This is a genomic window from Bacillus sp. EB106-02-03-XG38, assembly GCF_058792175.1.
The window spans coordinates 45,002-61,653 of record NZ_JBYTED010000006.1; the positions used below are offsets into that span (position 1 = coordinate 45,002).

Below are 16,652 nucleotides of genomic sequence, written 5' to 3' on the forward strand. Positions count from 1 at the left end.
CAAACTGAAAAAGTTTGGGCTTTTTATTTGTATAATAAAGCAGGAAGAATCAATGTACATATGGAATACAACAATAATTAAATTGAAACAGAGAGAGGAAATGAAATGAAAAGAGTATGGAAATCAATGGATTACTCATTGTTACTTCCTCTTGTTATCTTATGTGTGTTGGGAGTTATAATGGTATATAGTTCTAGTTCCATTGTCGCAATTTTGTCGAAATATAACTGGCCAGCAGATCACTTTTTTAAAAAACAATTAGTTGCTCTTGCTATTGGAACGGTAATGCTTGTGATTATTGTTATAATCCCTTACAAATTGTGGAGGAAAAAAATAGTTCTAACAGCGATGGGGCTAGGGAGTATTGTATTACTAACAGCAGCTCTCCTTTTCGGCAAGGAAATCAATGGTGCAAAAGGATGGATACTAGGTATACAACCAGCAGAGTTTGTAAAAATTGTAGTTATTATTACGCTAGCAAGTTTTTTTGCTAAGAAACAAGAGAGGCAAACACCTTTTTTTCAAGGGATAATACCTCCCCTATTTGTTGTCGGTGGAGCGGTGATATTAATTTTATTACAAAATGACTTAGGGACTGACATATTAATAGGTGGAACAGTGTTAATTATGTTCTTCTGTTCAGGAGTTAATGTTAATTTGTGGATAAAAAGATTTTTATTAACATCTGTCGTGTGGATTCCTGCGTTGTATTTTATTGGGGACTATAAATTAAGTAAATACCAAAAAGCGCGATTTTCAGTTTTTCTTGATCCATTTAGTGATCCTCAAAATGATGGATTTCAATTAGTTAATTCCTTTATTGGAATTGCTTCAGGTGGGTTAAATGGTAGAGGACTAGGAAACAGTATACAAAAGTATGGCTATTTACCAGAGCCGCAAACGGATTTTATTATGGCGATTATATCTGAAGAACTAGGGTTTATAGGAGTAGCTATCATTTTAATCTGTTTATTACTTATTATCATTCGGTCGTTTAGAGTGGCGCAAAAATGTAAAGATCCATTTGGGAGTTTAATTGCGATCGGAATTGCAAGTTTACTTGGGATACAAACCTTTGTTAATGTTGGTGGTATGTCTGGATTAATACCGCTTACTGGGGTGCCTTTACCGTTTATTAGTTATGGCGGTAGTTCTTTATTGGCTAATCTAATTGCGATGGGTATATTATTAAATATTGCTAGTCATGTAAAACGGCAAGAGAAACAGCAAAATGAGGAAATGAAAGAAAGAGAACAAGGTGGACCACGTCTTGTAGTTGTGAAATAAAAAACACATTGTGCTTTAAAGCGCGATGTGTTTTTTATTTTTTAAGAAATTTTAAATGTGATATATTAATTCGAATCAATACTAAAAAATATATCACATTTAATTTAATGTGATATACAATTAAGTTGTTAGAAAAGGAAGAGTTATGCTATACTATTTTTGTGAAACAAATTGATCAGAAAACTTATCATTTGTTAAAAAATAAGGTATGATGGATAAAAATAAAGTGAAGCTTTCTAAGTATAATATAATGTAGAAAGTGAAGAACTTCACGCTCTTTATGGTGTGTATATATTTTATCTCTAGAGTGGTAGGAAAGTAGAGGGGGAAAATCATGACAAAGCTGCAACGTATTCAAAAAGTATTGGTAGCTAACCGTGGAGAGATTGCAATTCGTGTGTTTCGAGCTTGTTCGGAACTTGGATTAAAAACAGTTGCAATCTACTCTAAAGAGGATAGTGGTTCTTATCATCGTTATAAAGCCGATGAGTCCTATTTAGTTGGGGAAGGGAAAAAGCCAATTGATGCTTATCTAGATATTGAGGGCATTATTGAGATTGCGAAAAGTAATCATGTAGATGCAATCCACCCTGGATATGGTTTCTTGTCAGAAAATATTCAATTCGCAAAACGTTGTGAAGAGGAAGGAATTATCTTTATTGGTCCAAAGAGTAAGCATTTAGATATGTTTGGAGATAAAGTGAAAGCAAGAACACAAGCGCAGCTAGCACAAATTCCAGTTATTCCTGGTAGTGATGGTCCAGTAGATTCAATAGAAGAAGTCGAAGAATTTGCTGAAAAGTATGATTACCCGATTATTATTAAAGCTTCCCTTGGCGGTGGCGGTCGTGGTATGCGTATTGTACGTACTAGTGAAGAATTAAGAGAATCGTATAATCGAGCGAAGTCAGAAGCAAAAGCAGCCTTTGGTAATGATGAAGTATACGTAGAAAAATTCGTTGAAAAACCTAAACATATAGAAGTTCAAATTTTAGCAGATGAAGAGGGTAATGTTGTTCATTTATACGAGCGAGACTGTTCTGTACAACGTCGTCATCAAAAAGTTGTAGAAATTGCACCTAGTGTGTCACTTTCAGATGATTTGCGTCAACGTATTTGTGACGCTGCTGTAAAGTTAACGAAAAATGTAAACTATTTAAACGCAGGAACTGTTGAATTCCTTGTAAAAGATGATAACTTCTATTTCATTGAAGTAAATCCACGTGTTCAAGTAGAACATACGATTACAGAAATGATTACAGGAGTAGACATCGTTCAATCACAAATTTTAATAGCTGATGGACATGCATTACATAGCAAAATAGTCGGTGTTCCAAAGCAAGAGGAAGTTGTTGTACATGGATTTGCAATACAATCACGTGTAACGACTGAGGATCCACTAAATAATTTCATGCCGGATACAGGAAAAATTATGGCATACCGATCAGGTGGTGGTTTCGGTGTTCGTCTTGATACAGGTAATAGTTTCCAAGGTGCTGTTATTACACCGTACTATGATTCTTTACTTGTAAAAGTTACAACATGGGCACTTACTTTTGAACAAGCTGCTGCGAAAATGGAACGTAACTTAAAAGAATTCCGTATTCGTGGTATTAAAACAAATATTCCATTCCTAGAGAATGTAGTAAAACATAAAAACTTCTTATCAGGAGAATATGACACTTCATTCATTGATGCGTCACCTGAATTATTCTTGTTCCCGAAACGTAAAGACCGCGGAACGAAAATGTTAAATTACATTGGGACAGTAACAGTAAATGGTTTCCCAGGAGTAGGGAAAAAAGAGAAACCAATTTTCCCAGATGCTCGTATACCGAATGTATTACATTCTGAGACAATCCAAAATGGAACGAAACAAATTTTGGATGAGCGTGGAGCGGACGGATTAGTAAAATGGGTACAAGATCAAAAACGTGTACTTTTAACGGATACAACATTCCGTGATGCACATCAGTCATTACTTGCAACTCGTATTCGTACAAAAGATTTACATCAAATTGCAGAGCCGACAGCGAGAATGTTACCGAACCTATTCTCAGCGGAAATGTGGGGCGGTGCAACGTTTGATGTTGCGTATCGTTTCTTAAAAGAAGATCCATGGGAACGATTACTAGATCTTCGTGAAAAAATGCCAAACGTTTTATTCCAAATGTTACTTCGTTCTTCAAATGCAGTTGGTTACAAAAATTATCCGGATAATTTAATTCAAAAGTTTGTGGAATGTTCTGCTCAAGCTGGAATTGATGTGTTCCGTATTTTTGATAGCTTAAACTGGGTAGAAGGTATGAGAGTCGCAATTGATGCTGTACGAGATACTGGTAAAATTGCAGAAGCAACTATGTGCTACACGGGAGATATTCATGATCCGTTACGTAGTAAATATGATTTAAATTACTATAAAAACTTAGCAAAAGAGTTAGAAGCATCAGGAGCTCACATTTTAGGTATTAAAGATATGGCGGGCTTACTAAAACCAAATGCAGCATATGATTTAGTTTCAGCATTAAAAGAGACGGTATCGATTCCGATTCACCTGCACACACACGATACGAGTGGGAACGGTATATTAACGTATACGAAAGCAATTGAAGCAGGTGTTGATATTGTCGATGTAGCAGTAAGTTCTATGGCTGGCCAAACGTCACAACCAAGTGCGAACACGCTATACTATGCGTTAGGTGGAAATGAAAGACAGCCAGACGTTAATATAGATTCATTAGAAAAACTATCTCATTACTGGGAAGATGTACGTAAATACTACGCACCGTTTGAAAGTGGTATGAATGCTCCTCATACAGAGGTATATATGCACGAAATGCCAGGCGGACAATATAGTAATTTACAACAACAAGCGAAAGCGGTTGGTTTAGGAGATCGCTTCGATGAAGTAAAAGTAATGTATCGCCGCGTGAATGACATGTTTGGTGATATTGTTAAAGTAACACCATCATCAAAAGTTGTCGGCGATATGGCATTATTTATGGTTCAAAATCACTTAACAGAACAAGATGTTTTAGAGCGTGGGCATTCTATGGACTTCCCGGGATCTGTTGTTGAAATGTTCTCAGGAGATTTAGGACAACCATATGGTGGTTTCCCGAAAAAGTTACAAGAAATTATTTTAAAAGGAAAAGAGCCATTAACAGTAAGACCAGGTGAATTATTAGAGCCAGTAGATTTCGATGCACTAAAAGAAGAACTATTCCATAAACTTGGACGCGAAGTGACGATTTTTGATGTAGTTGCATATGCATTATATCCAAAAGTGTTTATGGATTACGAAAAAGTTGCTGAGCTTTATGGAAATGTATCTGTGCTTGATACACCGACATTCTTCTATGGTATGAGACTTGGTGAAGAAATCGATGTGGAAATTGAACAAGGTAAAACGTTGATGGTTAAACTAGTATCAATTGGAGAGCCTCAGCCAGATGGAAATCGTGTTCTTTACTTGGAGTTTAACGGCCAACCACGTGAGATTGTTGTGAAAGACGAAAGTGTGAAAGCAACAGTGGCACAACGTGTGAAAGGAAACCGTGAAAATCCAAACCACATTAGCGCAACAATGCCAGGAACGGTTATTAAAGTAGTTGTAAAAGAAGGCGATGAAGTGAAAAAAGGCGATTCTATGGCAATTACAGAAGCGATGAAAATGGAAACGACAGTTCAAGCGCCGTTCAATGGTAAAGTGAAAAAAGTTTATGTTAACGATGGAGATGCAATTCAAACGGGTGACTTACTTATTGAATTAGATCACTAAAATAGGAAAGAGCTGTGTAAATGCAGCTCTTTTTCTTTATTATGAAAAAATACCTTGCCAATTCGGCAAGGTATTTTAATGTGGATTTATTTTGTTTGTTTAGAAGTTGATGCAGCTTCTTTTGCATTCACTTTACTTCTTGTACCTAACATAACTAAATAGCATAGTACTGCAAACAAGCAAGAAATGAATAGCGAATGTAATAATGCCATTGCTAAACTAGCATTTGTAAATACGACTAAAATTCCTACGATAGCTTGAAGTGTAACAAGGATAAATGAAATGATCCATCCCCAGTATACGACAGGCTGCTGCTTGTAATGACGAATAGCGAGAATCATCGCGTATAGTATCCAAGCGAAAATTAACATCGCTGCAACTCTATGTCCCATTTGAACCCATTCATGTAACTGAGTTGGCATAGGTCTATTTTTGCTACATAAAGGAAAGTCTGGACAGGCTAAGCTAGCTCGCTCGTGACGTACTAAAGCACCTGTGTAGACAACGAGATAACAGTAAATTGTTACACCGTAAATATGAAATTTCATTTTTTTGTCCATAATAAGTGAACGTGCATCAAATTTTTGGTCAATTTCAAAGATCAGACACGTTAATAAAATAACAGAAGCAAATGAAATTAAGGAAATACCGAAATGGATAGCAAGTACAGCTGGCATTTGGCCCCAAACAACTGCTGCGGCTCCCATTAATGCTTGTGCAACTAAAAATACGAAGGATAAAATTGCTAACGTTTTTGTTTCGCGCACATGTTTATAATATTTCCAGGACAAAATACAAAGGAGAGTGACAAGAATTCCTGCTGATCCTGATGTAAGGCGATGACTTAGTTCAATAATAGTTTCCATTGATAAATTAGATGGAACAAATTCACCGTTACAAAGTGGCCATGATTTACCGCATCCTTGACCAGAACCTGTTTTTGTAACTAAGGCGCCTCCTAATAAAACTATTAATAAATCAAGACTCGTAATGACTGCTAACCATTTAATAAAGCGTTGCAATCTCTTTCACCATCTTTCTGCTATGAAGTTATTGCGAAATATTTTCATTCCATTATGTATAGAATAAAACGCGCTAGTTCCTATGATATATAAAAAATAATAAAATAGCAAAGAAATGGCGGGTGGAGACAGGGGAGAGAAAATGGGTGTGGAAATAAGATATATAAGGAAATTTTTAGGTGAAAAATAGGCTATTTTGAAAAGAAATGGGGAGAATACGTGTTAAATATGACAAAAAAGTTTATGATAGAAGGTAACATCATGTTATGATATGGATAAGTAACAATTAAGTTTTTTACATTCGACACAAAAAGTTCATGTTTTCTTCACAAAATGTTCGGGAAATATGATTTAATATATTGGAGTATGGGCGTAGATTAGTAGTAGAATGGGTTAACAATGTTTCTACTGTAATAATATTGCTATATAGAAGCGAAATATTTCATTTGAAATAGGCGCAAAAAGAAAGATGAAAGTTTTAAGAGGGGGTTAAAGTGATGAACCATGCAACAAGTGAGCTGCATGATGAGTCTGCTGTTACAAGTGTACCGGAAACAACTCGGTTACAAGATTTAAAAGCACTCGTTAAAATGGGGATTGTAAACTCAAATACACTTACTGTATTTACAGGATTTTGGTTGGCATTACACTTTAATGGATTAAGTGTGATGGACAATCTGGATAAGTTATTCTTTACAATCGTTGGATCTGGATTAGTTATGGCAGGGGTATGTTGTTTGAACAACTACATTGATCGAGACATCGATCCATTAATGGAAAGAACAAAGACCCGTCCAACGGTTACTGGAAAGTATAAACCAGGATTTGCACTTACATTTGGATTAGTTATATTACTTCTTGGATTTGTATTTTTATTATTAACAACACCAATGGCAGTGTTAATGGGGTTTATTGGTGCTTTCACATATGTTGTTCTATATAGTTTATGGACAAAGAGAAAGTATACACTAAATACGGTTGTAGGTAGTATCTCTGGTGCAGTTCCACCTTTAATTGGATGGGCAGCAATCGATCCATCTTTAGGTCATCCAATTGCTTGGATGTTATTTTTAATTATGTTTATTTGGCAAATCCCACATTTCCTTGCATTAGCAATGAAACGTGTTGATGAATATCGAAATGCAGGAATTCCAATGCTTCCTGTAGTTCATGGATTTGAAATTACGAAACGCCAAATTATGATTTGGACAGTATGTTTATTACCACTACCATTTTATATGAGTGGACTAGGGATAACATTTATGGTAATTGCAACACTGCTTAACATCGGATGGATCGTTTTAGGATTTTATGGCTTCCGTAAGCAAGATGACATCAAATGGTCCGTACAAATGTTTGTTTATTCCCTAAATTATTTAACAATCTTATTTGTATCAATGATTGTAGTTACATTCTTCTAAGACAACGACATAATTGGATTTCTTTACGTTGAGATTTACTTTACTTAACTATAAAGTACAATCTAATTCACAAGGAAAGTGGGGGTTGTTTGTATGAAGAAACAGTGGCGACTGCTTTCGTTCGTTTCACTGCTGGCTTTACTGTTAGGGGGATGCGGTAAAGCCTTTCAATCTACTTTAATTCCGCAAGGAGAAGTAGCAAAAATGCAATATGATTTACTCTTACTAGCAAGTGCAATCATGGTAGGAGTAGTACTAGTAGTTACTATTATTTTCTTATATGTAATTGTGCGTTTCCGACAAAAGAAAGGTCAGGAAGATTATATTCCGGAGCAAGTTGAAGGGAATCACAAACTAGAAATTATATGGACAGTTATTCCGATTATTCTTTTGTTAATCTTAGCTGTTCCGACGGTTACATATACATTCAAACTTGCTGATGTAAGTGCGATGGAGAAAAAGAATATTGATAAAGATACTATCGTTGTTGATGTAACAGCGAATCTTTATTGGTGGGAATTTTCTTATAAATCAGAAAAGATAGTAACTTCTCAAGATTTAGTCATCCCCACAGGTAAGAAAGTGTATTTGAATTTGAAGGGTGCCGATATTAAACATTCGTTTTGGGTTCCATCTTTAGCTGGGAAAATGGATACAAACACAGATAATGTGAACAAAATGTGGTTAAAGGCAGATAAATCGGGCACTTATAATGGTTTTTGTACAGAATTTTGCGGCCCATCACATTCTTTAATGCAATTCAAAGTGAAAGCTTTAGATGAAAGCGAGTACAAACAGTGGCTTGCTGATATGAAGAAGATTGATGGGAAGAAAGAAGTAGCTTCAACGAAGGCGCAAGAAGGCCAAGAAATATTTAATAAAAGCTGTATTGGTTGTCACGCAGTTGGATCTAATGATAGTAGACCACCTTCCGCTCGTATCGCACCAAACTTAGCAAACTTTGCGGATCGCGATACAGTTGCCGGTATTGCCGAAAACAATGAAGAAAACTTAAAAAAATGGTTGAAAGATCCTGAAAATATGAAACCAGGAAATAAAATGACTGGTAAATATGGCAACTTAACGGATGATCAAATTGATGCATTAAATGCATACTTACAAACGTTAAAAGTTGAAAAGTAAAGAGGGATTATTCGCGAAGGGGAGGTTGAAAACGTGAGTTCTGTAGCAAAAAAACAGGGGATGGGTGCTGTCATATGGGATTATTTAACGACAGTAGACCATAAAAAGATTGCCATTCTCTATTTAATTGCAGGTGGATTGTTTTTTGTAATAGGCGGAATAGAAGCTCTATTTATTCGCCTTCAACTAGCGATTCCTAACAATGCTTTTCTTGTTGGGGATGCTTATAATCAAGTATTAACGATGCACGGTACAACAATGATTTTCCTCGCAGCTATGCCACTCGTGTTTGCATTTATGAACGCCGCTGTACCACTTCAAATTGGTGCACGTGATGTAGCGTTCCCGTTTTTGAATTCGCTTGGATTTTGGTTATTTTTCTTTGGTGGAGTATTTTTAAATTTAAGTTGGTTTTTAGGTGGAGCACCTGATGCAGGATGGACATCTTATGCATCTTTAGCTTTAGCTTCTAAAGGCCATGGTGTTGATTTTTATGTACTCGGCTTACAAATCTCCGGTATTGGTACATTAATTGGAGGTATTAACTTCCTTGTAACTATTATTAATATGCGTGCACCAGGGATGACGTATATGCGTATGCCGATGTTTACATGGACGACATTTGTAACATCTTCACTAATATTATTCGCTTTTCCGCCGTTAACTGTAGGGTTAGGACTTTTAATGTTAGATCGTTTATTTGGAACAAGTTTCTTTAATCCAGCATTGGGCGGCAATACGATTATATGGGAGCATTTATTCTGGATTTTCGGTCATCCAGAAGTATACATTCTTATACTCCCAGCTTTCGGAATATTCTCAGAAATCTTCGCGACATTTTCGAAAAAACGATTATTTGGTTATTCGTCGATGGTGTTCGCGACAGTATTAATTGGATTTTTAGGATTTATGGTATGGGCGCATCATATGTTTACTGTTGGGCTTGGGCCAGTTGCAAATGCTATCTTCTCAGTTGCAACAATGGCGATTGCAGTACCGACTGGTATTAAAATATTCAACTGGCTCTTTACAATGTGGGGAGGAAGTATTCGTTTTACGACACCGATGATGTGGGCGGTAGCTTTCATTCCATCATTCGTAATGGGGGGAGTTACAGGTGTTATGTTAGCATCTGCACCAGCGGATTATCAATTTCATGATAACTATTTCGTAGTAGCTCACTTTCATTATGTAATCGTCGGCGGTGTTGTATTTGGTTTACTTGCCGGAGCTCATTATTATTGGCCACTAATGTTTAATAAAGTATTGAATGAAACGTTAGGAAAGATAACATTTTGGCTATTCTTTATCGGTTTCCATTTAACGTTCTTTATTCAGCATTTCCTTGGGTTAATTGGTATGCCACGTCGTTACTACACATATCTTGAAGGCCAAGGGTTGGAAATGGGGAATATGATTAGTTCAATTGGAGCGATATTTATGGCTCTTGGAACGATCGTTCTTCTATTCAATGTAATTAAAACGACAGTTTCAAAAGAAAAGGCTGGTCGAGATCCGTGGGATGCGCGTACATTAGAATGGACAATGCCAGCACCTACACCAGAATATAACTTTAAACAATTACCATTTGTTCGCGGATTAGATCCGTTTTGGATTGAAAAACGTGAAGGGAATAAAGAGATGACAGCGGCGGAACCAGTTGGTGATATTCATATGCCGAATCCATCATTTTCACCATTTGTCATTTCTTTAGGATTGTTTATAGCGGCATTCGGTGCAATGTATATGCAGGGTGGAAAAGATAAGTTTTGGTTATTAGTAGCAATTATCGGTTTAATCATTACATTTGGCGCAATGTTCCTACGTTCAGTAATCGATGATCATGGATATCATATTCATAAGGAAGATTTAGAAGATAAGGGGGGCAAGGCATAATGCATGTAGATGAAAAATTAACGAATGAAACATTTCCAGCAGAGCCTGAAAAAGCAACCCTTGAGGGGAAAAATAAGTTTGTCGGTTTTTGGTTATTTCTTGGAGGCGAAACAGTATTGTTCGCTTCCTTATTTGGCACATATTTGGCGTTAAAGAATTCTACAAATGGTGGACCAACATCCCAAGAGATGTTCCAAATGCCACTCGTTTTCATTATGACGATGCTTTTACTAACGAGTAGTTTAACGAGCGTATATGCGATGTATCATATGAAAAACTTTAACTTTAAAAAAATGCAACTTTGGCTACTAGTAACAGTGCTGTTAGGTTTAGGTTTTTTAGGATTTGAGATATATGAGTTTTATCATTATACGCATGAATTTAAGCATACTATGAGAAGTAGTGCATTTGGTTCCGCGTTTTATGCTCTTGTTGGTACACATGGACTCCACGTATTGTTTGGATTATGTTGGATTTTAACATTAATCTTTAGAAATGCGAAGAGAGGTCTAAATTTATACAATGCACCGAAGTTTTATGTTGCATCAATTTATTGGCACTTTATTGACGTAGTGTGGGTGTTTATTTTCACTGTAGTATACTTGATGGGAATGGTGGGATAAACAATGGCGATAAAGCAAACGAATAATCCTAAAGTTGATCTTGTTTATCGGAAGAGAAAAAGTGCGGAGGAAATGAAGCATCAAGTTATTACATTTGCATTAATGATTTTTTTAACATTAGTTGCATTTGCGGCAGTAGCATATCCGAAAACTTTTAGTCCGACTTTCTCAGTACCATTTATTTTACTATTAGCGGTGGTACAAGTGATTTTTCAATTGTATTATTTTATGCATATGAGTCATAAAGGACATGAAGCAGCAAGTTTCTTTCTTTATTCTGGTCTGTTAATCGGGTTAATTACAATTTTAGCTTTTATGACAATTGTATGGATTTGAAAAGTGAAGAATAAGGGAGCTTGTGTCGTCACAGCTCCCTCTTCATGTTATGTGAAAGGGTAACCTTAAGAAGGTAGGTGTGACAATGAGTAACTTGTGGATATTCGGTTTTCAAGCTCTATGGAGTCCGATCTTTTTACTATTTATGCTTTCGATCCTTATTGGGTACTTTTTAATTATTGGGCCATATAGAATGCGATTTGCACATGCGACAAAGGTAAGTAAGAAGCAAGTTTTTTATTTTACGACCGGGATTGTTCTTTTGTATTTTGTAAAGGGAGGGCCTATTGATTTAATTGGTCATATTATATTTAGTGCACATATGTTTGAGATGGCAGTCATGTATATTGCCGTTCCGCCGTTATTGTTGCTTGGTATACCAGTTTGGTTATATCGTTATATTACTTCTTTTAAGTTCGTTCAAATTATATTGAAGATATTTGCTCAGCCACTTATTGCATTGTTTGTATTTAATGGCCTGTTTTCTTTTTATCATTTACCAGTTGTTTTTGATACAGTAAAACAAAGTCAAATTGCTCATCCTATTTGTCTCGCTATATTGTTCTTTACAGCAATCATGATGTGGTGGCCGATGTTAAATCCATTACCAGAATATCAAACGTTAAGTGATATAAAGAAACTTGGTTATATGTTCGCTAACGGTATATTATTAACGCCAGCTTGCGCGTTAATCATTTTTGCGACGGCGCCGTTATTTGCAACGTATACGGATCCGGCTGCTTGGATGAAGGCGATGGAACTATGTGTACCAGCGGGAACTTTATCTGATTTAAATATAACTGGACCGGAATTTTTACACTGGATGCCGGTCGTGCAAGATCAACAAACAGGCGGCATCATTATGAAAATTGTCCAGGAAATAGTGTACGGTACGATTATTGGCTATGTATTTTTTAGATGGGCACGTAGAGAGCGTGAAAAGGATAAAGAACAGTTGCAACAATTACCGCCGTATTTACAGACGAAATAAAAATGAGTGCATCAAGTATGATGCACTCGTTTTTATTTTATTCAATGATTTGGAATTCTTTTAACTCTTTTTCAACATTTTGTAGGAGTTGTTCGCTTTTTTGAAGTACATTCGTTGGGAACGTTTCACCATCACCATATTCAACGCCGTGAGGATAATAGTGTTTACCTAATAAGGGAGGAAGTAGCTTTATTTCAGCGTGTCTACTACCAACGTCACCCTCAACAGCTAAACCTTGTACGCGTAAATAATAAACATCGTTTAATATTTCGAATTTATAATCGTATGTAACTCGTTCATAATCCCATTGTCCAGCAAGTACAAAATGGTTTTTCTCCATAATCTCTGTTAATAGTGTTAAGTCAACGACTGCCCCATTAAATTTCGTATTTGTAAATTGCATATAATACCTCCTTGTTTAATGTTACGTTATTATTTTTATAATAGTATGAATAATAAGAAAGTGCAATTCATATTGAGAGAAAAGGGATAATCCAGACTTTTTTTGCGAAAATATGATATAGTGAAAAGAGTACGGTACACACAAAAAAAGGAAAGAAAAGGATTTGTGTATATCTCAATTTTATGTTTTGTGCAGGAGGTATATCGATTGAAGAAATTATTGCGTATCGTAATCATTACAGTTTTAATTTTAGCTGTTGATTTATACGGGAAATTACTCGTTTCACAATATATATTAACCCCATCTCAATCAAAGCAAGAAAATAAAATTGTGAAAAAGAAAAAGCAAGTAAATGAAGACTCTTCAAATACGGTTTTAAATATGATTGGCGGGGACTCTGAAAATTTATTAGCAAAATGGGGAGAACCTTCTCGAATAGAGCCGTCTGCTTACGGATACGAATGGTGGGTGTACAGCCAAGATTTAGCTCAGTATGTTCAATTTGGGGTTGCTGAACGCAAAGTTGTAACGGCGTATGTTGCTGGTGAAGAGGTTAAAGTACCGCCTTATTATATAAATGAAAAATATGAAGATGTATATAAAAAGAATCCGCTCTCTCATGAGATTTCGTTAAAAAGAGGGAAGAATAGTTATCAATTTGAGTTATCTGATACTGAAGTGATGGAACAACCATTAATACCTGTAGAAGATGGCTGGGCACAATTATATTTTGATCATTTTACACATGAGCTTGTTGGTGTTCGGTATATGGATGACGAAACGTTATTACGACAAAGACCGTATCAGCTTGTTTATTCAGGTGAATTACTAGCAGAACAACCATTAACCCCAGAGAAAATGAAACAAATAGAGAATGGAAATATGCAACAAATTTTTGATTTAACAAATATTATTCGAAGTCGTCATAAATTGCCGTTGTTAACATGGGATCAACAAACGGCAGATGTGGCTATTGGTCATAGTAAAGACATGAAGGATAATAATTACTTTTCACACGATTCACCTACACTAGGTACGCTAGGAGATCGTCTACAGCGCGGAAAAGTAGGGTTTCAACTTGCTGGTGAGAATATAGCTGCGCAACATAGTGATGGAATTGCGGCGGTGCAAGGTTGGTTAAATAGTGAAGGTCATAGAAAGAATTTGTTAAATGAACAATTCACAGGGTTAGGTGTCGGGGTATACGATAAATTTTACACACAAAACTTTATTCGAAAATAAAGTGGAGTTTAAACTAGAGGGATGTACAACGCTCGGCTAGTTACCCGTATTGTAGGTGGGAATGTTACCGCATGCAATTAGTAGAAAAAAGGTGCATGAATCGTCTAAAAATAGGCGAACCATGCGCCTTTTTTTTCTTATTATATAGTAGATATACATGAAGAGGTGAGGATTATGCCGACAACAAAAGGACCGTTACATCCATCGGTTCAACAGTTTAAAGAGTTTGTAAACCATCACCCTAAAATGGTTCATGAAGTTAGAAGTGGTCATAAAACTTGGCAACAGTTTTATGAAGAATGGTATTTACTTGGTGAAGAGGATCCGATATGGGCAACTTTTAGACCGGATGGAGCACCTGCTTTTTCTTCAGTAAAAGAAAAGAAAAAAGAAAAAAGAAAAGAAAAAGATACTCGAACTGAAGAAGAAAAAACTGCTGATGTGATGGGACAAATGCTGTCTTTCTTTAAAAAGCTAGACGTGGAACAAATGCAACATCATTTAGCCAATGTAACGAGTGCTATCGGTAGTGTGCAACAAGCTTTTCAACAATTTCAAGGGAAGCCCGCGCAGCAAGAAGAGAGTACTTCCGAAAATAATCCATTTTTCTTTCAGAAGGATTAGGGGGAAAGCGGATGAGAGCAGAAATTATGGAGTTTATAAAGGCTGATGAGGATTTATCTCGCTATATTAGGGAGCAACCGTACTGGTATAGAAAACTAACAAGAAACCCTGAAGAAAAAGAGGCGTTTGAGTTAGCGGCTATGCAACATTTCAAAAAAACGATACCAGATAAAGTTGAGAAATTCCAAAATCAATTAGCAGTTGCCTCCATTATGATCGATATGTTTCAGTATATGAAGCAGCAAAATACAACATAATTGGAAGGGAAAACTATGTCCGTCATGCGGAACTTTTGATACAATAGAAGCGGATTATTTAAAAAGGAGTTGCAGCATGAGCATGACGGAAATTTGTTTAGTACGACATGGACAAACTGATTGGAATTTTCAAGAGATCATTCAAGGACGTGAAGATATTCCGCTGAATGAAGTGGGGAAGAAGCAAGCGAGTCAAAGTGCAGCTGCTTTGCAAGCGGAGGCATGGGATGTAATTATTAGTAGCCCGTTAATTAGAGCGCACGAAACAGCTAAGGAAATTGCAGGGGCAACTGGATTACAATCAATTTTATTAGATGAGCGATTTGTTGAACGTAATTTTGGTGAAGCTTCTGGGAAGCCGGTTGCGACTGTTAGGGAATTAATTGCAGCAGGGGAAGTAGAAGGTATGGAGCAAGATGAAGAGATTGTAGCGCGTTGTTTTGCTGCTGTAAAAGATGTTGCAGAGGCTCATTCTGGCAAACGTATTATCATTGTAGCCCATTCACATGCGATAAAAGCAATTCTACATGCAATTGCCCCGGAAGATATTTCGTTTAAGACACCGTTAAAAAATGCATGTATTAGCTATGTGAACGAAAACAGTGGGAAATGGGATGTTCTTAAATATAATATTGCAGAACATATTAATGTATAAATTTGTGTGGACATTATATAAAAATAGTTAGAATGATATCTTTCTGTTTAGTGAGACACTTCAATTAGTAGTTCTATTCTAAATGTGGTATGATGAATACTCGGAGGTGTCACTCATGATTGTAGCGACGCTGGAAAGCGTATTAATATTAGATAAGGCAGAGCAGCTTGCAAAAGCGATTATCTGTTCAGATATAGCAGAAGATTATCGTAAGTGTTATAAAGAATTGCATGAAGATATGGAAGTTCAGGCGTTGATTCAGCAATTTACAGCGATGAAAGAACGATATGAGGAAGTGCAACGTTTCGGTAAATACCATCCTGACTATACTTTCGTTTCGACGAAAATGAGGGAGTTAAAACGTTCTGTAGACTTACATGATAAGATTGCAGCTTTTAAACGAGTAGAAACGGCTTTACAAAAGTTGTTAGATGAAGTTAGTGTAGCAATCGGTTCTGAGGTGTCCTCTTCCATCAAAGTTCCAACAGGAAATCCATTTTTTGATGCTGGTGGCTGTGGTGGCGGTTGTGGTACTGGTGGGGGTTGCGGCTGTAAAACGGGGTAAATCACCCCGTTTTTTAGAAGATAGAAGAAAACGTATACAGAGTTTGTCCTGTAATGTCATAAATTTCTGATTGGTTTTCATAAAATATAAAATATATGTTTTTAAAAGGAGAAGATGGAGAAGATTATGTTCGGGCAACGACAAAGTATGATTGTTTATTTACATTCATTGAAACATGCCAAGATTTTAAGGAAATATGGTAACATACATTACATATCAAAACGCTTAAAATATGCAGTAGTATATTGTGATATGGAACAAATTGAGCATATGATGCAAAAGTTGAACAAACTTCCTTTTGTGAAAAAGATAGAACAGTCGTACCGCCCGTATTTAAAAACGGAATTTGAAAATTCTCGTCCTGATCGGGCAAAAGAATACGATTATAGTTAATAGAAAAAATCCC

The 16,652-nt window shown here is 36.2% G+C and carries 16 protein-coding genes; 14 read left to right on the plus strand and 2 right to left on the minus strand.

The window, feature by feature from the left end:
- The first annotated feature begins 105 nt into the window (after positions 1-105).
- Positions 106-1,287 (plus strand): putative lipid II flippase FtsW, encoded by a 1,182-nt coding sequence (ftsW, locus tag AC3WTI_RS23065; protein ID WP_097840549.1) that lies wholly within the window; start codon positions 106-108, stop codon positions 1,285-1,287.
- 334 nt (positions 1,288-1,621) lie between these two features.
- Positions 1,622-5,068 carry a pyruvate carboxylase gene (gene pyc / locus AC3WTI_RS23070; protein WP_097840548.1) on the plus strand — a complete coding sequence of 1,149 codons (3,447 nt, stop codon included), beginning with the start codon at positions 1,622-1,624 and terminating at the stop codon, positions 5,066-5,068.
- 86 nt (positions 5,069-5,154) lie between these two features.
- Here the strand turns inward: pyc and ctaA are convergent, their stop codons facing one another.
- A complete protein-coding gene (gene ctaA, locus AC3WTI_RS23075) occupies positions 5,155-6,090 on the minus strand; it encodes a heme A synthase (RefSeq protein ID WP_001188732.1) in 936 nt (311 codons plus the stop codon).
- A gap of 497 nt (positions 6,091-6,587) precedes the next feature.
- Here ctaA and ctaB point away from each other — a divergent pair, with 497 nt between their 5' ends.
- From ctaB to ctaG, 6 genes are all read left to right on the plus strand, one after another.
- Entirely contained in the window at positions 6,588-7,511 is a 924-nt protein-coding gene (gene ctaB / locus AC3WTI_RS23080; protein WP_087958549.1) for a protoheme IX farnesyltransferase, read from the plus strand.
- A 93-nt stretch (positions 7,512-7,604) separates the two neighbouring features.
- A complete protein-coding gene (gene coxB, locus AC3WTI_RS23085; RefSeq protein WP_048530648.1) occupies positions 7,605-8,654 on the plus strand; it encodes a cytochrome c oxidase subunit II in 1,050 nt (349 codons plus the stop codon).
- A 60-nt stretch (positions 8,655-8,714) separates the two neighbouring features.
- Positions 8,715-10,550 (plus strand): cytochrome c oxidase subunit I, encoded by a 1,836-nt coding sequence (gene ctaD / locus AC3WTI_RS23090; protein ID WP_176539115.1) that lies wholly within the window; start codon positions 8,715-8,717, stop codon positions 10,548-10,550.
- Positions 10,550-11,173, plus strand: a complete 624-nt coding sequence (gene ctaE / locus AC3WTI_RS23095; protein ID WP_000557861.1) for a cytochrome c oxidase subunit III — start codon at positions 10,550-10,552, stop codon at positions 11,171-11,173. The genes ctaD and ctaE overlap by 1 nt, the downstream gene beginning before the upstream one ends.
- Positions 11,174-11,176: 3 nt before the next feature.
- Positions 11,177-11,509, plus strand: coding sequence for a cytochrome c oxidase subunit IVB (ctaF, locus tag AC3WTI_RS23100; protein WP_000985699.1), 333 nt, complete (start codon positions 11,177-11,179; stop codon positions 11,507-11,509).
- Positions 11,510-11,594: 85 nt separating this feature from the next.
- Complete coding sequence (gene ctaG, locus AC3WTI_RS23105) at positions 11,595-12,500, plus strand: cytochrome c oxidase assembly factor CtaG (RefSeq protein WP_087958551.1); 906 nt, start codon at positions 11,595-11,597, stop codon at positions 12,498-12,500.
- Between the two features lie 37 nt (positions 12,501-12,537).
- On the opposite strand, the gene AC3WTI_RS23110 is transcribed toward ctaG, so the two are convergent.
- The gene (locus AC3WTI_RS23110; protein ID WP_087958552.1) at positions 12,538-12,903 is read right to left on the minus strand and encodes a YugN family protein; all 366 of its coding nucleotides are present in this window, start codon (positions 12,901-12,903) and stop codon (positions 12,538-12,540) included.
- 207 nt (positions 12,904-13,110) lie between these two features.
- Between AC3WTI_RS23110 and AC3WTI_RS23115 the strand changes: the two genes are divergently transcribed.
- The 6 genes from AC3WTI_RS23115 to AC3WTI_RS23140 all read left to right on the plus strand — a co-directional run bounded on the left by AC3WTI_RS23115 (position 13,111) and on the right by AC3WTI_RS23140 (position 16,639).
- Positions 13,111-14,145 carry a CAP domain-containing protein gene (locus tag AC3WTI_RS23115; RefSeq protein WP_048530641.1) on the plus strand — a complete coding sequence of 345 codons (1,035 nt, stop codon included), beginning with the start codon at positions 13,111-13,113 and terminating at the stop codon, positions 14,143-14,145.
- Positions 14,146-14,319: 174 nt separating this feature from the next.
- Positions 14,320-14,769, plus strand: a complete 450-nt coding sequence (locus AC3WTI_RS23120) for a YlbD family protein (RefSeq protein ID WP_087958553.1) — start codon at positions 14,320-14,322, stop codon at positions 14,767-14,769.
- Positions 14,770-14,780: 11 nt separating this feature from the next.
- Positions 14,781-15,026, plus strand: a complete 246-nt coding sequence (locus AC3WTI_RS23125) for a YlbE-like family protein (RefSeq protein ID WP_001200991.1) — start codon at positions 14,781-14,783, stop codon at positions 15,024-15,026.
- 82 nt (positions 15,027-15,108) lie between these two features.
- A complete protein-coding gene (locus AC3WTI_RS23130) occupies positions 15,109-15,681 on the plus strand; it encodes a histidine phosphatase family protein (protein WP_071758840.1) in 573 nt (190 codons plus the stop codon).
- Positions 15,682-15,796: 115 nt separating this feature from the next.
- Positions 15,797-16,246, plus strand: coding sequence for a YlbF/YmcA family competence regulator (locus AC3WTI_RS23135; RefSeq protein ID WP_048530637.1), 450 nt, complete (start codon positions 15,797-15,799; stop codon positions 16,244-16,246).
- 126 nt (positions 16,247-16,372) lie between these two features.
- Complete coding sequence (locus AC3WTI_RS23140; protein WP_002080814.1) at positions 16,373-16,639, plus strand: YlbG family protein; 267 nt, start codon at positions 16,373-16,375, stop codon at positions 16,637-16,639.
- Positions 16,640-16,652 lie beyond the last annotated feature (13 nt).

Excerpts from the sequence above, each read along its gene's own strand:
- AC3WTI_RS23110 (WP_087958552.1), bottom strand. The coding sequence starts at position 12,903 with ATGCAATTTACAAATACGAAATTTAATGGGGCAGTCGTTGACTTAACA.
- ctaF (WP_000985699.1), top strand. The coding sequence starts at position 11,177 with ATGGCGATAAAGCAAACGAATAATCCTAAAGTTGATCTTGTTTATCGG.
- AC3WTI_RS23120 (WP_087958553.1), top strand. The coding sequence starts at position 14,320 with ATGCCGACAACAAAAGGACCGTTACATCCATCGGTTCAACAGTTTAAA.
- pyc (WP_097840548.1), top strand. The coding sequence starts at position 1,622 with ATGACAAAGCTGCAACGTATTCAAAAAGTATTGGTAGCTAACCGTGGA.
- ctaB (WP_087958549.1), top strand. The coding sequence starts at position 6,588 with ATGAACCATGCAACAAGTGAGCTGCATGATGAGTCTGCTGTTACAAGT.
- ctaD (WP_176539115.1), top strand. The coding sequence starts at position 8,715 with ATGGGTGCTGTCATATGGGATTATTTAACGACAGTAGACCATAAAAAG.
- coxB (WP_048530648.1), top strand. The coding sequence starts at position 7,605 with ATGAAGAAACAGTGGCGACTGCTTTCGTTCGTTTCACTGCTGGCTTTA.
- AC3WTI_RS23130 (WP_071758840.1), top strand. The coding sequence starts at position 15,109 with ATGACGGAAATTTGTTTAGTACGACATGGACAAACTGATTGGAATTTT.
- ctaE (WP_000557861.1), top strand. The coding sequence starts at position 10,550 with ATGCATGTAGATGAAAAATTAACGAATGAAACATTTCCAGCAGAGCCT.
- AC3WTI_RS23125 (WP_001200991.1), top strand. The coding sequence starts at position 14,781 with ATGAGAGCAGAAATTATGGAGTTTATAAAGGCTGATGAGGATTTATCT.
- ftsW (WP_097840549.1), top strand. The coding sequence starts at position 106 with ATGAAAAGAGTATGGAAATCAATGGATTACTCATTGTTACTTCCTCTT.
- AC3WTI_RS23135 (WP_048530637.1), top strand. The coding sequence starts at position 15,797 with ATGATTGTAGCGACGCTGGAAAGCGTATTAATATTAGATAAGGCAGAG.
- AC3WTI_RS23140 (WP_002080814.1), top strand. The coding sequence starts at position 16,373 with ATGTTCGGGCAACGACAAAGTATGATTGTTTATTTACATTCATTGAAA.
- ctaG (WP_087958551.1), top strand. The coding sequence starts at position 11,595 with ATGAGTAACTTGTGGATATTCGGTTTTCAAGCTCTATGGAGTCCGATC.